This is a genomic window from Methylotenera sp. N17 (assembly GCF_000799155.1).
Classification (GTDB): domain Bacteria; phylum Pseudomonadota; class Gammaproteobacteria; order Burkholderiales; family Methylophilaceae; genus Methylophilus.
Genome location: NZ_JUGE01000001.1, coordinates 1,410,713 through 1,431,497, shown reverse-complemented (window position 1 = coordinate 1,431,497; position 20,785 = coordinate 1,410,713). Strand labels below are relative to the sequence as shown.

Here is a 20,785-nt window from a genome sequence, read left to right as displayed (position 1 = left end):
AATGCGACATCTATTTATCATCACTGTCTTGAGTCTATGTGTAACTGTTGCGCAGGCAGACACACAACAAACTTTTACGGAGTGGCTGCAAGAGCTAAAGGCGGATGCAGTGCGTGAGGGCATCTCTAAAAAAACCGTGGATGCCACTTTTAAGCATGCCAAACTGTTGCCACGTGTCATTCAATTGGATCGTTCTCAACCTGAATTTATCTCTACCTTTTTGGATTATTTAAATCGCCGCGTGAACACAAGTTTGGTTGAGCGCGGACGTTATTTATTGACCCAGCATCAACCGTTATTGGCAGAAGTGGAGTCCAGCTATGGCGTACCTAAGCAAGTGCTCGTTGCGTTTTGGGGCATGGAAACACACTATGGCAAGATGCAAGGTGATTTTGATTTGGCCTCTGCTTTAATGACATTGGCGTATGAAGGGCGGCGTGCAGTGTTTTTTCGTAACGAGCTATTCAATTTAATGCGCATAGCTGATGCGCGTCATGCGTCAACATCTGTGCGTATTCAAGGTTCGTGGGCTGGCGCGATGGGGCATATGCAGTTTATGCCCTCTACGTTGATTGCACATGGCGTGGACGCGAATCACGATGGTCGCGTGGATATTTGGCAATCGTTACCAGATGCCATGTACTCCGCAGCCAATTATCTGGCCAAAGCGGGGTGGCGTGGTGATGAGCCTATTATGGTGCAAGTGGATCTGCCTGCCGATTTTGATTATCGGTTAGCAAAGCTTAACTACCGCCAGCATGTGGACGCTTGGAAAGCGTTAGGCGTATACGTGCCTGCGCATATTCGTAATCTTGAAAATGCGGCCATCTTATTACCGCAAGGCTGGCGTGGTCCGGCATTGATGGTATTCAGCAATTTTGATGTGGTGATGGACTGGAACCGTTCCGTGAACTATGCGTTGGCAGTTGCCTATTTGTCAGAGCAGTTGGTGGGGGTGGCCGATATTGCGGTGGAAGATGATGTTGAGTTGGGTGCGTTAAGTTTTAACGAAATGTGGGCATTGCAAGGCAAATTGAATGAACTGGGGTTTCCTAGTGGGCCGCCAGATGGTTTCCCCGGTTTAAAAACGCAAGAGGCCATTCGCATGTATCAATCCGCACATGGCTTACCTCAAGATGGTTATGCTAGCCCCAGTTTGTATGTGCGTCTAATCGAGTCATTAAAGTAATTGTGGTTCGCGTGTTCTAAACCAACCAGTTAAGCTTAGGCGTTCACGATGCGCAGGCAGCACTTCATGCCAAAAATCAGCCGATAAAAATAACACCAGTCGCCCGCCAATTGGCAAAATATCTATCCACTCTTCATTATCAAGGTGCAGTCTTAATTCGCCGCCATGCTTAGGCTGCCAGTCTTGATTTAAATATAAGATAGAACTGATTTTGCGGGTGTTGAGCTGTGCAGAGCCACCCGCATTAAATTGATCAAGATGCTTTTGGTACACAGCGCCAACTGGATAAATGGCCAAATGCGTTTCTAATGACGCCAACCCTATAAATAGCTGTTGGTTGAGCAGCTGTTTTAAATGCTGCATATGCACAAAATATTGCTGAATGGCAATATCTGGGCTATTTTCATCTAACCAACAAATATGGTCGCCTCTGATATGTTGGCGTGTTTCCGCTTGTTTTCCTGTGCGTGCATGCGCCATTTCTTGATTGGATAGCTTAGTTCGAGCTACTTCTGCTAACGCAAAAATGGTGTGCGCAGGTAGATAATCGTCAATAACGACATAGCCTTGTTCTGCTAATGTAGTGACAATCTTGTCGTCATCTGTCGTTGAAAGTATTTTCGTCTGCATTGCAAAATTATAGCAGGCTGGGTTTGCGCCAACGTGCATAATCGGCTAGAATTCGCACCTCTTAAGCAATTAAGAATTTAGTCTAGTATTAGGCGGTTAGCTCAGTTGGTTAGAGCGCTTGGTCGACATCCAAGAGGTCAGCAGTTCGAATCTGCTACTGCCTACCAAATTAACTTATAAAAGCCGTTATAATTAACGGCTTTTATTGTTTTTGCTTTTTATTCAGATAGATTTCGGACGTGTTATGCCTAATATTCGATTGCCAGATGGTTCTGTAAGACAGTTTGATCAGCCTGTAACGGTCGCTGAAGTCGCCATGAATATTGGTGCGGGTTTGGCCAAAGCAGCACTTGCTGGCAAAGTGGGTGAGAAAGTAGTCGATACCAGCTATCTGATTGAGCAAGATGTTGATTTGGCCATCATTACAGACAAAAATCCTGAAGGCTTGGAAGTCATTCGGCACTCAACTGCGCATTTATTGGCTTACGCAGTTAAAGAGCTGTTTCCAGATGCGCAAGTGACGATTGGGCCGGTGATTGACAATGGCTTCTATTATGATTTCAGCTATAAGCGTCCGTTTACGCCGGAAGACTTAGTGGCAATCGAAAAGAAAATGGTAGAGCTGGCGAAAAAAGACGAGCCAGTCACACGTAAAGTGCTGCCGCGTGACGAGGCCGTTGCCTACTTTAAATCGATTGGTGAGCATTACAAAGCAGAGATTATTGCTTCTATCCCTGCGGGTGAAGATGTCTCCTTATATTCTGAAGGTGGCTTTACCGATTTATGCCGCGGCCCGCATGTGCCCAATACTGGTAAGTTAAAAGCGTTTAAGCTGATGAAGTTGGCCGGCGCCTATTGGCGTGGTGATAGCAATAACGAAATGCTGCAACGTGTGTACGGCACAGCTTGGCGCAACAAGGAAGAGTTGGATGCGTACCTGTTCCAATTGGAGGAAGCAGAAAAGCGCGATCACCGTAAACTCGGTAAGCAACTCGATTACTTTCATATGCAAGACGATGCGCCAGGCATGGTGTTCTGGCATCCGCGTGGCTGGAGTATTTGGCAGGAAGTCGAACAATACATGCGTGACATGTTTCGTAGTCATGACTACCAAGAGGTGCGTACGCCTACTGTGATGGATCGCACCCTGTGGGAAAAGTCCGGTCACTGGCAGAATTACCGCGACAATATGTTTGTGACGTCATCAGAAAGTCGCGATTATGCGGTCAAGCCGATGAACTGCCCTGGCCATATTCAAATTTTTAATAGCAGCTTACATAGCTATCGTGATTTGCCTTTGCGCTTGGCAGAGTTTGGTTCATGTCACCGTAATGAGCCATCAGGTTCGTTACACGGCTTGATGCGCGTGCGTGGTTTTACACAAGATGATGCGCACATTTTCTGTACCGAAGAGCAAGTGGAATCTGAGGTCGCGAGCTTTATCAAAATGCTATATCAGGTGTATAACGATTTTGGCTTCAAAGATGTGTTGGTCAAGTTATCTACGCGTCCAGAAAAACGCATCGGAACCGATGAGGAATGGGATAGGGCAGAAACTTCGCTTGCTAACGCGCTTAAAATCAATGGCTTAGAGTTTGAGTATCAGCCAGGTGAAGGTGCCTTCTATGGTCCAAAAATCGAATTTACACTGAAAGACTCACTGGGTCGCCTGTGGCAATGCGGCACGATTCAATTAGACCCGAACTTACCAGAGCGTTTAGGTGCTGAATACGTGGCGGAAGACAATACACGCAAGCGCCCAATTATGTTACACCGCGCAATTGTTGGCTCTATGGAGCGTTTCTTAGGTATCTTGATCGAAAACTATGCGGGTGCAATGCCAACTTGGTTGGCGCCAGTGCAGGCCATGGTACTCAATATTTCAGATGGTCAAGCCGATTATATTCGCCAAGTAGTTGAAATCTTAAAGAAAAATGGCATTCGATGCGATTTTGACTTGAGAAATGAGAAGATTACCTATAAAATACGCGAACATAGTTTGCAAAAGATGCCTTACTTGCTTGTAGCGGGTGAGCGTGAAATGCAAAATGGTCATGTAGCCGTGAGAACCAGAAAAGGTGAAGACTTGGGTTCAATGTCTCTGGAAGCGTTTATTGAACGCATCAAGACAGAGATAGCAGCCAAGGTTTAAATTGTCTGGAACACGGCTTAATTTATTTGTTTAGGGGATAGTTATAGCTCAGGATAAAGAAACGCGCATTAACGGTGATATTACAGCGCCCGAAATACGTTTGATTGGTGTGGATGGTGAACCACTTGGTATTGTGAGCTTGAGAGAAGCTTTTGCCAAGGCAGAAGAGGCGGATATTGATTTGGTTGAAATTGCACCGAACGCTTCGCCACCTGTATGTAGGTTGATGGATTACGGCAAGTTTAAATATGCCGAAAGCAAACGCCAGCATGAGCAAAAACTAAAGCAAAAACAAGTACAAATTAAAGAAGTGAAGTTTCGTCCAGGTACTGACGATGGTGACTACAACATCAAAGTACGTAATATCATCCGCTTTTTGGGAGAGGGCGATAAAGCAAAGATTACATTGCGTTTTAGAGGTCGCGAGATTACGCACCAAGAGTTTGGTCTGGCGCTATTAAAACGTGTTGAGGCAGATTTACAGGAGCATGCGGTAGTAGAGCAGTTTCCGAAAATGGAAGGCCGTCAAATGGTGATGGTATTGGCTCCGGCGAAAAAATTACCTGTAAAAAAATCGGACAAAGCCGAATAAGTAACAAACAAGTTTTTTATGAGTGATACGGCGAAAAGGCATGCCCAAGCACTCTTTATTCAACTCTCAAGGAGAAAAAAATGCCAAAGATGAAAACCAAGAGCAGCGCCAAAAAGCGCTTTAAGTTCTTAGGGAACGGTAAAGTAAAACGTACTCACTCCCACCTACGTCATATTTTGACGAAAAAAACGACGAAGCAAAAACGTAAATTACGTGGCACTTCTATCATCTCAGCAACTGACGTCAAACGCGTTCGCGCAATGATGCCAACACAATAAGGAGACTGATATGCCTAGAGTAAAACGTGGTGTCATCGCTCGCGCAAGACATAAAAAAGTATTAAAAGCAGCCAAAGGCTATCGTGGCCGCCGTAAAAACGTATACCGTATTGCTAAGCAAGCGGTAATGAAAGCTGGCCAATATGCTTACCGTGACCGTCGTCAGAAAAAACGTCAATTCCGTACATTGTGGATTGCGCGTATCAACGCAGGTGCACGTGAGTTAGGTTTAACTTACAGCCGCTTCATGAATGGCTTGAAAAAGGCTTCTATTGAGGTGGATCGTAAAGTACTCGCTGACTTAGCTGTATTTGATAAGGCTGCATTTGCAAAGTTTGTTGAATTGGCAAAAACTGGTTTAAGCGCCTAAACAAACCAATTAAAAAAAGAGGCTGCGGCCTCTTTTTTTATTCATGCAAAGATTAAGTGCTATAGCATGAATTTTTTTGACCGATAAATTTTTTGATTGAGTGCAAACGCAAACATGTCAGATTTAAATCATCTAATCGCAGAAGCGCAAACAGATTTTATTGCATGTGATGCATTACCTGCGCTTGAGAATGCAAAAGCAAAGTATTTAGGTAAAACAGGGTTGCTCACAGATGCGCTCAAGGGCCTAGGCAAATTGAGCGCTGAAGAGCGTCCAGCGGCTGGAGCTGCAATCAATGTAGTCAAACAAGCCATTGAACAAGCGCTGAATGCACGTAGAGAAGCGATTCTTGAAGCTGCGCAAGCGCAACAATTGGCCAGTGAATCATTGGACATTACCTTGCCGGCACGCACACAATCGCGTGGTGGATTGCATCCAGTTACCTTAACGTTACAACGTATTGAGCAGTTGTTTCATTCCATTGGGTTTGATGTCGCAAATGGTCCGGAAATCGAAACTGACTTTTACAACTTTACCGCACTGAATATTCCGGAAAATCATCCTGCGCGCGCCATGCACGACACTTTTTATGTGGATGAATCGCATGTATTGCGTACGCACACCTCACCCGTGCAAGTACATTACATGCAAAACAAACAGCCTCCGTTGAAAATCATTGCGCCGGGACGTGTATATCGTGTGGATTCCGATGCTACGCACTCACCGATGTTTCACCAAGTAGAAGGCTTGTGGGTGGATGAACATATCAGCTTTGCCAATTTAAAAGGTGTGGTGCAGGATTTCCTGCAAAAATTCTTTGAGCGCGATGATTTGACCGTGCGTTTCAGGCCTTCTTTTTTCCCATTCACAGAACCTTCTGCGGAGATGGACATGAGTTGGAATGGCGGCTGGTTGGAAATTGGCGGCTGTGGCATGGTGCACCCGGAAGTATTCAAGCATGTGAATATTGATAGTGAGCAATACCGTGGCTTTGCATTTGGCTTAGGCGTAGAACGCTTAGCTATGCTGCGTTACGGTGTCAACGATCTGCGTCACTTTTTTAACAACGATTTGCGCTTTTTGCAGCAATTTATTAAGTAAAGTTTCTTATGCAATTTTCAGAAAATTGGTTACGTACATTTGTTAATCCAGAGATGGATACGCAAGCATTAAGCCATGCGCTGACGATGACTGGGCTTGAGGTAGAAGAGCTCACCCCTGTTGCGCCTGCTTTTGAGAAAATTGTGGTGGGTGAGATTGTGTCTGCCGTTAAACATCCCGATGCGGATCGTTTACAAGTGTGTCAGGTAAAAATTGGCCAAGAAACGTTACAAATTGTCTGCGGTGCAGCTAATGCGCGTGTTGGCCTCAAAGCGCCTTGTGCATTGGTGGGTGCGGAATTACCTGGTATTTCCATCAAGCAAGCTAAAGTGCGCGGTGTGGAATCATCTGGCATGATGTGTTCATCCAAAGAGTTAGGCTTGGCAGCAGAAGCAACAGGGTTGTTAGAATTGCCTGCCGATGCGCCAGTAGGTCAGGATATTCGTGATTATTTGGATTTGAACGACACGCTCTTTACATTGAAGCTGACACCTAATCGTGCAGATTGTTTGAGTATTCTGGGTATTGCACGAGATGTAGTGGCCATGACGGGCGCGCCATTAAGTGTCCCGACTACTCAACCCCCAGCAATCACCACAGACAAAAGTATTTCAGTACAAGTACAGGCAACCGAGGCATGTCCGGCTTATTTTGGACGTGTCATCACCGGTGTTAATGCACAAGCACAATCTCCAGATTGGGTGGTGCGTCGCTTGGAGCGTAGCGGTATCCGTAGCATCAGCGCTTTAGTCGATATCACTAATTATGTGTTGTTAGAGCTGGGGCAACCCATGCACGCGTTTGATTTGGACAAGTTGCAAGGCAATGTGAATGTACGTTTGGCAAAAGCGGGTGAGTCATTACAACTATTAAATGGCAATACTGTGCAATTGGCTGCGGATGATTTAGTGATTGCTGACAATAGCGGTGCGATTGCACTGGCTGGTATTATGGGCGGCGAGCCTACCTCAGTGACAGATGTCACCACAGCTGTCTTTTTAGAAAGTGCTTTCTTTTCACCAGATGCAAGCGCTGGCAAAGCCCGCCGCATTGGGCTGAGCACGGATTCATCTTATCGCTTTGAGCGCGGTGTGGATTTTGGTAATACAGCCAACGCATTGGCACGCGCTACGGATTTGGTACTTTCTATATGTGGCGGTCAAGCTGGTCCAATCACGCAATCGGTTGCAACACTGCCAGTACGTAAGCAAGTCACATTACGTTATGACCGTATACAATCCGTATTAGGCATTGATATTCCCTATGCAACGGTAGGTAAGTTGCTAACGCAATTAGGCTTCACATTTACCGAGCAAGACCATGTGTTTTTAGTGCAAGCGCCAAGCTATCGCTTTGATATCGCACGCGAAGAAGACTTGATAGAAGAAATTGCCCGTTTATACGGCTACGACAAAATACCGGCCATCACGCCACATGCCAATTTGGCGATGCTCGAGCAATCTGAAAGTCGCTTAAATGTGGCTAGTTTGCGTGATGCAATGCAATCGCAAGGCTACCAAGAAGTGGTCACCTATAGCTTTGTGGATGAGGCTTGGGAGCGTGATTTGCTCGGAAATGCGTCGCCAATCCCGTTGAAAAATCCGATTGCTAGTAATATGAGTGTGATGCGCAGTGGTTTGTGGGGCGGTTTGCTAGATGTATTGAGTTATAACCTGAATCGCAAACAAGACCGTGCTTTGTTGTTTGAAGTGGGTAGTAGCTACCACACGGCTGCACAGGGCTATGCTGAACAGCAGAAACTCGCTGGTTTATTTTATGGCGACTTTCAGCCTGAGCAATGGGCATCCGATAAGCGCGAAGTAGACTTCTATGACGTAAAAGCCACGGTAGACGCACTGACTAAGCAGCAAGCAGAGTATCGCGTAGAGACACACACTGCGCTACATCCGGGACAAACTGCGCGTGTTTATATCAATGGGAAAGCGCAAGGTTGGTTTGGTAAACTGCATCCCAAATGGCAGCAAGATTACAATTTCCCTAAAGCAACGTTCTTGTTTGAGCTGAATGTGGACGCGTTATTACATGCTTCTGTCCCGCAATACCAAGAAGTCTCTAAGTTTTTAGGGGTGAGACGTGATATTGCGGTGATCGTGAATGCTAATGTGCAAGTGCAAGCCATTATCGATGCAGTGAAAATGGCACAAATTCCATTGTTGCAACAGATACAATTGTTTGATGTTTACCAAGGAAAAGGTATCGCTGAAAACAAAAAAAGCCTTGCATTTCTTGTACTTATACAAGATACTCATAAAACTTTGGTCGACACCGAAGCCGAAGCCGCAATGGCTGAGTTGTTAAAAATACTCGAAAATCAATTTGGTGCCGAGTTACGTAATTAAGTACCGACTGTCCATCAAGAATTAAGTAAAAAGTAGTTAGGGGAGTTCATGACATTAACTAAAGCAGATTTAGCCGATTTGTTGTTTGAGCAAGTTGGGCTCAACAAACGTGAAGCTAAAGACATGGTAGAAGCGTTTTTTGAAGAAGTACGTACCGCGTTAGAAGCAGGCGATAGTGTGAAATTATCTGGTTTTGGTAACTTTGAGTTACGTAAAAAATCAGAACGTCCAGGTCGTAACCCAAAAACGGGTGAAGAAATCCCGATTACTGCAAGACGTGTAGTTACCTTTCACGCAAGCCAAAAGTTAAAAACTAAAGTAGAAGAGCATTACGCGAATCAATAACTTAAAAGTGAGTAAACATGGTTGAAGAGTCTCCCAAAGTACAATTGCCACCTATCCCAGCCAAGCGTTATTTTACGATTGGTGAAGTGAGTGAGTTATGTGGTGTCAAACCACATGTGCTTCGTTATTGGGAACAAGAATTCACACAGTTAAAACCTGTGAAACGTCGTGGTAATCGTCGTTATTACCAACATCACGAAGTGTTGCTCATCCGTAAGATTCGTGAGCTGTTATATGAGCAAGGCTTTACCATCAGTGGCGCACGCAATCGTTTAGATGGGCAAGAGTCTACTGAAGCAGCGCCAGTCGCTGCTCCGGTAGTGGCGATAGCCCAATCTATGGCTGCGCCATTTGCTGACGCTGTTGATTTGACGCAGGTGCGTGCGCAGATTCGCCAAGTTATACAGTTGCTGCGCGCCTGATTTCTATTCCCCTTTTTGTTAAAATTATTGATTCTACATTCGGCGTATGGCTATTTTGATTTATAATGCCTGCACTGAAGTTTCAGTAAGGATCGGGGCGTAGCGCAGCCTGGTAGCGTACTTGCATGGGGTGCAAGGGGTCGTGTGTTCGAATCACACCGTCCCGACCAATAGAAACAAATAGACAGGCCACTCACTGAGTGGTTTTTTTATTTTAGGGGTGCTCATAGGGGTGCTTGAATCAAAGCGTAACATCTAATTCGAATCCAAAATCACCACTCTCCGCCCTACTTCTAAAAGCAGTGAAAAGCAGCGTTTTTGCAACGCATAATTATTTCCACCAATGGCTTAAGTCGTGTTAAGGAGACAATGAGTGAGTGCGCAAACATTGCGACTGATACACAAGTCTGAGGTCTGTAATAAGGCAGGCCTAACCGAACGTTCTATAGCTAATTGATTAACGGAAGGCACTTTTAAAACCAGTAAATATCGATGTATGTAACCCTGCTTGGGTTGAGGCAGAGGTATATTTGTAGATTAATCAGCGTATTTCAGATAGAGACCATAATATTCTCCCAGAAGGCCGTACAGCTTTCTGACTATATGCGCAAAACTCCCAAAACAAACACATAATTTTAGCAATTTGAATTGCATGCATTGCATTTTGGCTGTCATGAGCCTAGTATCAGTAGCGCCTATATTCATTCTGCATACTTGATAATATCGGTCTAAATTTAATAACGAATAATAAAAACAGAAAGTTATCATGCTAACTAGAGTGCGTTACCCACATTGCCAGTCAACTCATCTCAAACATAGCACACCGCCAAGTCAGTTGTTTTATCATTTGGCTGATCTAAATTGAGTGCATCGGTACAAGTATTAGAATTAAAATATTCCGCGCTTGAAGCAGCAAATTTGGCGTTAGTTGCCGCAAATAAAGCACTCGCTCTTCAAAATGAAGAAAAAGAAAAGCGGGCGGCAGAACTTGCAATTGCAAATGGTGAGTTGGCTTATGAGAATTCAGAAAAGGAAAAGCGGGCGGCAGAGCTAGTGATAGCCAATACCGAGCTTGCGTACCAAAATCAAGAAAAAGAAAACCGCGCAGCCGAGCTGGTGATTGCAAACAAAGAGTTAGCTTTTCAGAACAAAGAAAAAAGTAAAAGAGCCGCTGAACTGATTGTTGCTAATAAGGAGCTGGCTTTCCAAAGTAAGGAAAAAAGCAAGCGTGCTGCAGAGCTAATAGAAGCGAACAAAGAGCTTGCGTTTCAAAATGATGAAAAGGAAAAACGTACGAGCGAGATGAATGAACTGGCGTTTTATGATCCGCTCACAAAGCTGCCTAATAGAAAACTACTCGTAGATCGTCTTCAGCAAGCCTTATCCACAAGCCTCCGAACTGGCCAAGAGGGCGCAGTGCTTTACCTAGACTTAGATAATTTCAAGACACTCAATGACACCATCGGGCATGATTCTGGCAATTTACTGCTTGAGCAAGTGGCCAAGCGTATAGCGGCATGCTTGCGCGCAGTTGACACGGTGGCACGCATAGGCGGCGATGACTTTGTCATCCTACTGCAAGCACTGAGTACGCGTAACCTTGAGGCAGCAGCCCAAGCGAGAGCGATATCCAATAAAATTCTCATTGAATTAAATAAGCCTTACCAGCTTGAGCAAAATCCGTATGTCTGTACTTCAAGTATTGGTGTGACGCTGTTTAACCGCAAAGAATCGATGGTTGAGGAGTTGTTGCAGCAGGCAAATATTGCGATGTATCAAGCCAAAAAAGAAGGGGGAGATACCATCCGCTTCTATGACCCGCACATGCAAGAAGTGATTAATGCGAGAGCTTTACTCGAAGAAGAACTGCAGGTAGCCATTAGAGAAGAGCAATTTAAACTGTTTTACCAAGTTCAGGTAGACGCATCAGGTAAAGCGGTGGGGGCAGAAGGCTTGATTCGATGGATACATCCTGAACGCGGATTGATTTCCCCCATCCACTTTATCCCCCTGAGTGAAGAAACTGGTTTGATATTGCCAATAGGCGATTGGGTAATCAATACTGCTTGTGCTCAGTTACGCGACTGGCAACAGCAACCTCACACGCGTGAGCTAGGTTTATCTATCAATGTCAGTGCCAAACAATTTGCGCAATCCTACTTTGTGGATCAAGTGAAGCTCGCTTTGCAACGCTTTAATGTAAACCCGACACTGCTTAAACTTGAGCTTACAGAGGGCTTGTTGTTGCATGATGTCGACCAAGCCATTGATACGATGAATACTTTATGCAAAGTAGGTGTGCGATTCTCTTTAGATGATTTTGGCACCGGTTATTCCTCTTTGCAATATCTTAAAAAGCTCCCGCTGGAACAAATCAAAATTGATCAGTCGTTTGTGCGGGATATCGCCAATGATGAAATAGATAAATCAATTGTACGTACGATTATTGCAATGGCTGAGACAATGGAGTTAAATGTAATTGCTGAAGGTGTGGAAACGGAAGGGCAACGGCAAATACTATTGAGGGAAGGTTGCTCAAATTATCAAGGCTATTTATTTGGTAAACCAGTCCCAATTGAAAGTTTTGAGCAAGCATTAGTCGGATAAAAGATACGATATCCTCAGCAAATCGTTTCATTGCCATATCGACATCCGTTTAGTTTGTTAAACTATAACGGTGATTTCCAATTTATATAAGCAATAAAACACACAAGCCAGCCATATGCTGGTTTTTTTGTATCTGTTTCTTTTATGTAAATATCCATGTTGTGTAAATATCCATATTGGCAATTGTGATTCGCCTGAACTTGATTTATATTCTATTGAACCGTTCATCTTAATGAACTACCCTCTGTTAATCGCTTAGTTTAGGAATCTCCATGCAAGTCAGTCTTGTCAGCACCACGCCTTTTCCAGACCAAAAACCGGGCACATCCGGTCTGCGTAAAAAAGTCAAAGTTTTCCAACAAGCGCATTATCTAGAAAATTTTGTACAAAGTATTTTTGATTCGCTAGACATCCCGACAGGTGCTGTGTTGACGCTGGGTGGTGATGGGCGCTATTACAATGCGCAAGCGATTCAAACCATTATTAAAATGGCCGCTGCTAATGGGTTCTCTAAGGTCTTGGTGGGTAGAGGCGGTATTTTATCTACACCTGCTGCGTCGCATGTGATTCGCAAATATCAAACATTAGGCGGCATTATTCTGTCTGCAAGTCATAACCCGGCTGGGCCAGACGATGATTTTGGCATTAAATACAATACGCCCAACGGCGGGCCTGCGCCTGAGAAAATCACAGAGGCTATTTTTACTATCTCAAAGGCCATCCTACAATATCAATTAGTCGATCTGCCATTAGTCGACCTGGATAAAATTGGGCTCACAGCATTTGATGGCTTTAGTGTTGAAGTGATTGACCCAGTACGTGATTACGCCGATTTAATGGAAAGCATGTTTGATTTTGCGGCAATACGCACATTGTTTGCCAATGGCTTCACCATGCAGTTTGATGCCATGCATGCAGTCACAGGGCCTTATGCACAGGAAATATTCGCACACAGATTAGGCGCACCTGACAGCAGCTTAATGAACTGTCAGGTCTCAGAAACGTTTGGTGGTGGTCACCCTGACCCAAATCTGACGTATGCCGAAGCGTTGGTTAAGATTGTCTATGGGGCCAATCCGCCCGATTTTGCGGCAGCATCCGATGGGGATGGTGATCGTAATATGATTTTAGGCAAAGGGTTCTTCGTCACCCCCTCTGATAGTTTGGCGATTATTGCAGCCAACGCGCATTTGATTCCCGCCTACAAAGCTGGTTTGGCGGGTGTTGCACGCTCTATGCCAACCAGTGGGGCGGTGGATCGCGTTGCCAAAAAAATGCATATCGCCTGTTATGAAACACCTACCGGTTGGAAGTTCTTTGGTAATTTAATGGATGCCGATAAGGTAACGCTATGCGGTGAAGAGAGTTTTGGTACCGGCTCTAATCATGTGCGCGAAAAAGATGGCTTATGGGCGGTGTTGTGCTGGCTGAATATTATTGCTGCGCGCAAACAAAGTGTAGAGGCGATAGTCAGAGCGCATTGGGCGGAATATGGCCGTAACGTGTATTCCCGCCATGATTATGAAGGCATTCCGACTGAACAAGCCAATGCAGTCATGGCACATTTGAAAGCGCAATTCGAGACATTGGTTGGTCAAACGTTTGGTCGCTATACTGTGGCTACTTGTGATGATTTTAGTTATCAAGATCCGGTCGATCATTCTGTCAGCCGGGGACAAGGCATACGCGTTTTATTCCAATGTGGCTCAAGAATCATATTCAGATTGTCCGGCACTGGCACAGAGGGCGCGACCATCCGCATCTATCTTGAGGCTTTTGAATCAGACACCAATCAGCATCATTTAGATGCACAGGTGGCGTTGGCGGAAATGATTCAGTTGGCATTGAAGCTGTCGCAGCTTGTGGAAAAAACTGGACGCTCAGCACCTACGGTGATTACTTAGTTGGCTGAAGAATAACAAGTGCATAAGGGGAAAATCATGAGATATGCATGCAAATGGCTGAGCCTATGGGCAGTAGTCGCAGTGACGGCTTGCGGTACCAATCCTGTCACCAAAAAAACCGAGTTTCAATTTGTGTCTCAAGCACAAGAGATCTCAATTGGTACGCAAAACTATTCACCTGCACGTCAATCGCAAGGGGGCGACTATGTGATTGATCCTGAGTTAACGGCTTACGTACAAGGGGTAGGTAAACGTCTGGCTGCTGTTTCGGATCGACCAGATTTGCCTTATGAATTCGTGGTATTGAATGACTCGATTCCGAATGCTTGGGCGATGCCTGGGGGCAAAATTGCTTTTAACCGTGGATTGTTATATGAGCTGAATAGCGAGGCGGAGTTGGCGGCAGTGATGGGGCATGAAATTGTGCATGCCGCAGCTCGGCATGGCGCTAAAAGCATGGAGCGCGGTATTTTATTACAAGGCGCTATGATTGCGGTGGGGATAGGCGCACAAAACACGAATTACTCTAATTTGATTGTAGGTGGGGCGCAGCTAGGCGCACAGCTGGCTACCAGTAAATATGGACGTGATGCAGAGTCAGAATCAGACTTGTATGGCATGCAATATATGAAAAAAGCAGGGTACGACCCTACTGCAGCGGTAACACTGCAGGAGACGTTTGTGCGTTTGAGCGAAGGTAAGAAAAGCGACTTTATTACAGGGTTATTTGCCAGCCATCCACCATCACAAGAACGTGTAGATGCCAACAAGGAAACACTGGCCAGAATTGGTGCCGGAGGTGATTGGGGTAAAGAGGCGTATGCGCAAAAAGTAGGTAAAGTAAAGGCCACACGCGCTGCTTATAAAGCTTATGACGATGCATTGGTTGCCCTTAAAAAAGGCGATACCGCAGCGGCCACTAAATTAGCGAATCAGGCAATTGCAGGCGAGCCTAGAGAGGCAAGATTTCAAGAGCTGTTGGGCGATATTGCGCTGACGCAGAAAAAGCCACAAGAAGCATTGGGCTACTATGATAAAGCCATAAAAATGCAGCCGGATTATTTTAAGCCGCATATCCAAAGCGGTATTGCTTTATTTAATATGGGTAAAAAAGCAGAAGCTGAACCATTTTTAAATCGTGCTAATGCGCTGCTTCCAACGGCGCCAGGGCATGATTTGCTTGGGCAAATTGCAGAAGGACGCGGGGAAACCGATGTGGCCCTCAAACACTACCAAACGGCAGCAGGCTCAGATTCGGATATAGGTAAAGACGCCAATGCGCGTGCGGTGCGTATTGATCTACCGCGTAATCCTGCTAAGTATATTCAGTCTGGCCCTGTGGCCGATAATAATGGTGCTGTGTATGCCGTAGTGCAAAATGCCACAGCGGTGCCAATTGGCAGGGTGCAAGTGCGCATGATTAAATATGATGCAAAAACAGGCAGGCCCGTCGCGCAAAGCAGACCGATGATTATTAATGGAGTTGCACCGGGTAAACGTAACCAGATTGCAGTAGGGGAAACGGTAAAAACACAGCAGGAGCTGCAGTTGTACAAAGTGGTGGTGGATGCGGCAGAGTTGGCGCAATAAATTGTAGCGTTATTCGCTAATCGATTAAGGCCAGCGATGCCGGCCTTAATACGAGAGAGTTACTTAATTAAGTGAATTGCTACGAGTATTAGTGACCGCCAAATACTTTAGCCACCCATTCCTGCGCATCCAATTGCTTGTCAGTCGACGTGTCCATTTTGTTGAAGATTGCACGGTGATGATTTAAGAACTCTTCACGTGTTACTAAGTGATCGGCATCGGTATCCATCATTTTCATCATTTTCATTGAACGCAGCTCTCGGGTGTAGCCGCCGGTAGCTAAATCAAGCTTGGTCTGTTTTGTCGTGCCAGCCCATTCTTTAGCGTCTAGTGAGTCATCTTGGTCTTTGTTCAATGCATCGAAAATACTGTTGTAATAAGCATCTGACTCAGCAATGGTGACCATATGGTTGCCATCTGCGTCCAGCATCTTCATCATTTCTAGCTTTTGCAGTTGGGTCGCATAACCGCCAGTACTTAGCATCGGTTCAGCTGCCATTAGTTGTGTAGTTGCGACCATTAGCATGGTTGCAACCAGTGTGGATAGTTTTAAATGTGTCTTCATGGTAAAGCTCCTCAAATATTAAAATGTGAATATTAAATGTGTAAGTGGCTAGCTAGCCACCATTAGTCACACCTTGTGAGGAATACTTACATAAAACACATCAGGAAAAAATATAGCTATAAAAAACAAAAACTTATATTTTTATTCAACTTGGCGAATCGTCATCTCGCCTTTAAATAAGCGCACGTCCATGCGCGCCAAAAAGCTCATGCCAAGTAAGACATCGCCTTCTAGGCCAGGGGCAATCATGGCAGATACGTTATTGGCTTCCACGCCGCCTAGCTTAACGGAAGAGAGGCGCACCATATAGCCCACTGTGGTGCCGTTGGCTGTATTGGTGCGGACTGCGGTGAGGCTTTTTAATTGAAGTTTGTCTGCTACTGCTTGTGAGATGGCGACACCGGTTGCGCCGGTATCGACTAGTACATCTACTTGTTCGCCATTAATCAATGCTTCGGCGCGGTAGTGGCCATCCAACCCTCTTTTGAGTACCACGGTGTGGTCATGCCCTAGGGCTTGTAAGGTATTGGGCTGCTGAATGCGGTCAACCAGATAGTACACGACACTCGCCAGCGCAACCCAGATACATACAATCACTAGGGTATGTCTAGACATGATTTAGAATGGAATGGCAACGTGCGGTGCAGCTTCCCAAATGATCTCTTTAAACTGTGCCTGTATGCGTTTGAGTGCTGCTTCACTATCGGCCTCAAAGCGCAATACAATCACAGGCGTGGTGTTAGATGGGCGCATTAAACCAAAGCCGTCTGGGTATTCCACACGCAGGCCATCAATCGTAATCACTTCATTTGCGCCTTGAAAATTAGCCGTTTTCTGTAGGGTATGAATCAAGGCATGTGGTTCGCCTTCGTTCATATGGATATGCTGTTCCGGCGTGCTGACGCTATCCGGTAGTTTATTCAGAATCTCTGATGGGTTGGGGAAGCGGCTCAGAATTTCTAGCAAGCGTGCGCCAGAGTAGAGGCCATCATCAAAGCCATACCAGCGTTTTTTGCCTTGTTTATGGTCATTAAAAAATACGTGGCCGCTCATTTCACCGGCAAGTGCGGCGTCGATTTCTTTAATCTTGGATTTGACGAGTGAGTGTCCGGTTTTCCACATCACCGCTTGCCCGCCTTTTTCTTGAATCCATGGCGTTAAGTTACGGGTCGATTTCACATCAAAGATGATGCTGGCATTGGGGTTGTTAGCTAATACATCCTCTGCAAACAGCATCAGCTGGCGATCTGGGTAAATGATTTTGCCATCTTTTGTCACCACGCCTAAACGGTCGCCATCGCCATCAAATGCTAAGCCAATTTCAGCGCGGCTGGTTTTCAGCGCATTGATTAAATCCTCTAGGTTTTCGGGCACAGAAGGGTCTGGGTGATGATTAGGGAAATGGCCATCCACCTCGCAGAATAATTCATCTACGCTGCAACCAATGGCGTTATAAAGTGATTTTGCAAATGCACCGGCCACACCGTTGCCGCAATCCACCGCAATTTTCAGTGGGCGCGTCAGATTGATATCGGCCTTAATGGTTTGGATGTAGTCATCTGCGATGCTGTATTTACGCTCTAAGCCTTCACCATAGGTCAGTTGATTGTTTTCAATGCGTGCTTTTAGTCCTTGAATCGCTTCGTTAGAAAGCGTTTCTCCTGCCAGCACCATTTTTAAGCCATTGTAATCAGGCGGGTTGTGGCTGCCAGTCACCATGACACCACATTGCGTGTTAAGAAAGTGTGCAGCAAAGTACACCATGGGGGTGGCGACCATACCTAAATTCACCACATCGATACCCGCTTTACGAATGCCGACGGATAATGCGTCCGCCAATTCCGGACCAGATAAACGGCCATCATAGCCAATGCAAATCTCTGATTGGCCGCGGTGCTTGGCTTCGGAACCTAGGGCATGGCCGATGCGCTCGACGATTTCCGGCGTAAGCGTTTTGCCGACGATGCCGCGAATGTCATAGGCCTTGAAAATTTCTTTAGGTAAATTGATAGTTGAATGCATAGTAAATAATCACAAAATAAGTAATATGGTGCGCAAGTTGGTCAAATCCTAAAAGAATCCAGAACCAATTGCTGTTATCGGGGCGCAGGCCAAAGCGTTTGTTGAGTTGTAGCTTTGCCCAGTCAATATGGTAGTGCACGATGAAATCGATCAGCGCGTAAAGCCAGGCGTGTTCGCCAATAAAAAAAACCAGTACCAGCCAAGTGCCAAGCGCGTGAATGGCAGAGTGTGTAATCCCACCTAAATGTAAATAAATGCCTTTGTTGCGATACATCCATGCAGAAGTTTGCAATGGGAAGTCGCATACAAAGTGCTTTACAAATAATAAGAAGAGCGCTTCAAACATGTGCTATTCGGCTTCATCTATCCAAGCAAGTTGAATCGCTTCTAAAATCTTTTCACCACAATGGGCCGGTAGATCATCAAATCCATCCAAGGCCAATGTCCATTCCATCAAGTCGGTAAACCGGATAGTTTTAGGATCTACTTCGGGGTGTTTGTCGTATAGCGCTTCAGCAATGCGCTGACTATCGGTCCATTTCATGTTGCATCCTTGGTTAAGCCAATCAGATGCGATTATAGCCTGCTTGGTATGCAGAGGTAAGTAGCCACAATGGGCCAGCAATACTGCCGTAGGCAAAAAAATGCCCAACACGAGTGTTGGGCCTAGGGGGAGCGATTTTGGAGATATGCGCTTAATTTATGTTTAGCAAACACCGTGCCAAGTAATTTAGTTTATTTAATTCAATGGGTTATTGAAAAGCCTGATATTAAGTGCTGGTTTAGAGGTGGTGTGTGGTGGTTCGCATGAACCAAAATGGTGCATATGTGCACCACACATAAAGTAATCATGACTGTTTATGCACCATATACATCATGTTAAACTCACGTTTCTAAATTTTCAGCTTTATGGATGCCTCTCATGTTTAGCACTTCTCGCAATTTAAAAATCGCAGATCCTTCGTTAGCCAAGATGATTGAAGACGAAGTCGTTCGTCAATATCAGCATATTGAACTCATCGCGTCAGAGAACTACACCAGCCCAGCGGTGATGGAAGCACAGGGCTCTCAATTGACCAACAAATATGCAGAGGGCTACCCAGGTAAACGTTTTTACGGTGGTTGCGAATATGTAGACCAAGTAGAGCAATTGGCGATTGATCGCTTAAAGCAAATCTATGGCGCAGAATACGCGAACGTGCAGCCACACTCAGGCTCTCAGGCTAACCAAGCCGTGTATTTTTCTATCCTTAAACCGGGTGATACCGTGATGGGGATGAACCTAGGTCATGGTGGTCACTTAACCCATGGATCACCGGCTAACCTTTCAGGCAAGCTATTTAACATTGTGGCCTATGGCCTGAATGATAAAGAAGAGATTGATTACGATGAAATGGAGCGTATTGCCATTGAAGCTAAACCAAAGCTCCTGATTGGTGGTGCCAGTGCGTATGCCTTGCGTTTTGATTGGGCACGCATGGCTGAGATTGCCAAAAAAGTGGGCGCCTATTTCATGGTGGATATGGCGCATTACTCTGGTTTGATTGCGGCAGGTGTCTATCCTAACCCAGTGCCGCATGCAGATTTTGTGACGTCAACTACGCACAAAACCTTACGCGGTCCACGTGGTGGGATCATTTTAGCCAAAGCCGAATACGAGAAAATGCTGAATTCAAATGTGTTCCCGAGCTTGCAAGGTGGCCCATTGATGCACGTGATTGCTGGTAAAGCCACTGCGTTCTTGGAAGCACAGCAGCCTGAGTTTAAAGTGTATCAAGCGCAAGTGCTTAAAAATGCTGATGTAATGGCGAAAACATTAGCAGCTCGCGGCTTACGTATTATTTCGGGCCGTACTGAGTCACATGTATTCCTAGTGGATTTACGTCCAAAAGGGTTAACCGGTAAAGCAGCCGATGCCTATTTGGGTCAAGCGCACATTACTGTGAATAAGAATGCGATTCCTAATGACCCAGAAAGCCCATTCGTGACTTCTGGTATCCGTATCGGTTCACCTGCGATTACGACACGTGGCTTTAAAGAGGCAGAGGCTGAGCAAGTGGCGCATTTGATTGCAGATGTATTGGATAACCCAACTTCAGAAGCCGTGATTGCTGCAACCAAAGAAAAAGTGCATGCCTTAACCAGTCGCTTCCCTGTGTACGGAGCATAACGCTTGAAATGTCCATTTTGTGGTGACAACGATACCCAAGTCATTGATTCCCGTATTAATGACGAGGGTGATTCTATTCGCCGCCGCCGCCGCTGCAGCGCTTGCGACAAGCGATTCACCACGTATGAAACGGCTGAATTGCATATGCCGCAAGTGGTAAAACAAAACGGCACACGTGAGGAATTTAATCGCGATAAGTTAAGGTTGTCATTTACGCGTGCATTGCACAAGCGTCCAGTGCCAACCGAATACGTGGACAGAGCGCTAGACCATATCGTGCAAAAAATCCTCAGTTTGGGCGAGCGTGAGATTCCAGCGCGGGATTTAGGGGAAAGCGTCATGCAAGAGCTTAAGCTCATGGATAAAGTGGCTTATATTCGATTTGCTTCGGTGTACCGTAGCTTCTCCGATGTGGATGACTTCCATGATGTGATTCGTGATTTGGATATACCACGTAAGAAAAAATAAACGCATGCGTTTGAGATAAG

20 protein-coding genes and 2 tRNA genes are annotated in these 20,785 nt (G+C 45.5%); 16 read left to right on the top strand and 6 right to left on the bottom strand.

The window, feature by feature from the left end; all coding sequences use genetic code 11:
• The first annotated feature begins 1 nt into the window (after window position 1).
• On the top strand, window positions 2-1,189 hold the full coding sequence (locus FG11_RS06885) for a lytic murein transglycosylase (protein ID WP_235276355.1): 1,188 nt from the start codon (window positions 2-4) through the stop codon (window positions 1,187-1,189).
• Here the strand turns inward: FG11_RS06885 and FG11_RS06880 are convergent.
• Entirely contained in the window at window positions 1,181-1,819 is a 639-nt protein-coding gene (locus FG11_RS06880) for a 2OG-Fe(II) oxygenase (RefSeq protein ID WP_047535897.1), read from the bottom strand. The two genes, FG11_RS06885 and FG11_RS06880, sit on opposite strands and share 9 nt — an antisense overlap.
• A gap of 90 nt (window positions 1,820-1,909) precedes the next feature.
• On the opposite strand from FG11_RS06880, the gene FG11_RS06875 reads away from it, so the two are divergent.
• From FG11_RS06875 to FG11_RS06815, 13 genes are all read left to right on the top strand, one after another.
• Window positions 1,910-1,986 (top strand) — tRNA-Val (locus FG11_RS06875).
• Between the two features lie 77 nt (window positions 1,987-2,063).
• A complete protein-coding gene (gene thrS, locus FG11_RS06870; protein WP_020182334.1) occupies window positions 2,064-3,971 on the top strand; it encodes a threonine--tRNA ligase in 1,908 nt (635 codons plus the stop codon).
• 37 nt (window positions 3,972-4,008) lie between these two features.
• A complete protein-coding gene (gene infC, locus FG11_RS06865; protein WP_081623261.1) occupies window positions 4,009-4,563 on the top strand; it encodes a translation initiation factor IF-3 in 555 nt (184 codons plus the stop codon).
• A gap of 80 nt (window positions 4,564-4,643) precedes the next feature.
• On the top strand, window positions 4,644-4,841 hold the full coding sequence (rpmI, locus tag FG11_RS06860) for a 50S ribosomal protein L35 (RefSeq protein ID WP_019881750.1): 198 nt from the start codon (window positions 4,644-4,646) through the stop codon (window positions 4,839-4,841).
• A 10-nt stretch (window positions 4,842-4,851) separates the two neighbouring features.
• Window positions 4,852-5,211: a 50S ribosomal protein L20 gene (gene rplT, locus FG11_RS06855; protein WP_020182332.1), complete on the top strand. Its 360-nt coding sequence runs from the start codon at window positions 4,852-4,854 to the stop codon at window positions 5,209-5,211.
• A gap of 114 nt (window positions 5,212-5,325) precedes the next feature.
• On the top strand, window positions 5,326-6,312 hold the full coding sequence (gene pheS, locus FG11_RS06850) for a phenylalanine--tRNA ligase subunit alpha (RefSeq protein ID WP_025224529.1): 987 nt from the start codon (window positions 5,326-5,328) through the stop codon (window positions 6,310-6,312).
• A gap of 8 nt (window positions 6,313-6,320) precedes the next feature.
• On the top strand, window positions 6,321-8,672 hold the full coding sequence (gene pheT, locus FG11_RS06845; RefSeq protein ID WP_047533958.1) for a phenylalanine--tRNA ligase subunit beta: 2,352 nt from the start codon (window positions 6,321-6,323) through the stop codon (window positions 8,670-8,672).
• Window positions 8,673-8,720: 48 nt separating this feature from the next.
• On the top strand, window positions 8,721-9,017 hold the full coding sequence (locus FG11_RS06840; protein ID WP_020182329.1) for an integration host factor subunit alpha: 297 nt from the start codon (window positions 8,721-8,723) through the stop codon (window positions 9,015-9,017).
• 17 nt (window positions 9,018-9,034) lie between these two features.
• Window positions 9,035-9,439: a MerR family transcriptional regulator gene (locus tag FG11_RS06835; RefSeq protein WP_025224527.1), complete on the top strand. Its 405-nt coding sequence runs from the start codon at window positions 9,035-9,037 to the stop codon at window positions 9,437-9,439.
• Between the two features lie 93 nt (window positions 9,440-9,532).
• Window positions 9,533-9,609 (top strand) — tRNA-Pro (locus FG11_RS06830).
• 748 nt (window positions 9,610-10,357) lie between these two features.
• A complete protein-coding gene (locus FG11_RS06825; protein ID WP_235276354.1) occupies window positions 10,358-12,046 on the top strand; it encodes a putative bifunctional diguanylate cyclase/phosphodiesterase in 1,689 nt (562 codons plus the stop codon).
• A gap of 272 nt (window positions 12,047-12,318) precedes the next feature.
• The gene (locus tag FG11_RS06820; protein WP_047533956.1) at window positions 12,319-13,950 is read left to right on the top strand and encodes an alpha-D-glucose phosphate-specific phosphoglucomutase; all 1,632 of its coding nucleotides are present in this window, start codon (window positions 12,319-12,321) and stop codon (window positions 13,948-13,950) included.
• Window positions 13,951-13,986: 36 nt separating this feature from the next.
• On the top strand, window positions 13,987-15,540 hold the full coding sequence (locus tag FG11_RS06815) for a M48 family metalloprotease (protein WP_047533955.1): 1,554 nt from the start codon (window positions 13,987-13,989) through the stop codon (window positions 15,538-15,540).
• Window positions 15,541-15,628: 88 nt separating this feature from the next.
• On the opposite strand, the gene FG11_RS06810 is transcribed toward FG11_RS06815, so the two are convergent.
• The 5 genes from FG11_RS06810 to iscX all read right to left on the bottom strand — a co-directional run bounded on the left by FG11_RS06810 (window position 15,629) and on the right by iscX (window position 18,671).
• Window positions 15,629-16,105, bottom strand: a complete 477-nt coding sequence (locus FG11_RS06810) for a hypothetical protein (protein ID WP_020182324.1) — start codon at window positions 16,103-16,105, stop codon at window positions 15,629-15,631.
• 141 nt (window positions 16,106-16,246) lie between these two features.
• Complete coding sequence (locus FG11_RS06805) at window positions 16,247-16,720, bottom strand: retropepsin-like aspartic protease family protein (RefSeq protein WP_047533952.1); 474 nt, start codon at window positions 16,718-16,720, stop codon at window positions 16,247-16,249.
• A gap of 3 nt (window positions 16,721-16,723) precedes the next feature.
• Window positions 16,724-18,127 (bottom strand): phosphomannomutase/phosphoglucomutase, encoded by a 1,404-nt coding sequence (locus FG11_RS06800; RefSeq protein WP_020182322.1) that lies wholly within the window; start codon window positions 18,125-18,127, stop codon window positions 16,724-16,726.
• Complete coding sequence (locus FG11_RS06795) at window positions 18,102-18,473, bottom strand: DUF3307 domain-containing protein (protein WP_020182321.1); 372 nt, start codon at window positions 18,471-18,473, stop codon at window positions 18,102-18,104. Before FG11_RS06795 ends, FG11_RS06800 begins: the two co-directional genes overlap by 26 nt.
• A gap of 3 nt (window positions 18,474-18,476) precedes the next feature.
• Window positions 18,477-18,671, bottom strand: coding sequence for a Fe-S cluster assembly protein IscX (gene iscX, locus FG11_RS06790; protein ID WP_020182320.1), 195 nt, complete (start codon window positions 18,669-18,671; stop codon window positions 18,477-18,479).
• A gap of 378 nt (window positions 18,672-19,049) precedes the next feature.
• On the opposite strand from iscX, the gene glyA reads away from it, so the two are divergent.
• Both glyA and nrdR read left to right on the top strand, forming a co-directional pair.
• Window positions 19,050-20,297: a serine hydroxymethyltransferase gene (glyA, locus tag FG11_RS06785; protein ID WP_025224521.1), complete on the top strand. Its 1,248-nt coding sequence runs from the start codon at window positions 19,050-19,052 to the stop codon at window positions 20,295-20,297.
• A gap of 3 nt (window positions 20,298-20,300) precedes the next feature.
• Window positions 20,301-20,765 carry a transcriptional regulator NrdR gene (nrdR, locus tag FG11_RS06780; protein ID WP_020182318.1) on the top strand — a complete coding sequence of 155 codons (465 nt, stop codon included), beginning with the start codon at window positions 20,301-20,303 and terminating at the stop codon, window positions 20,763-20,765.
• Window positions 20,766-20,785: the final 20 nt, after the last annotated feature.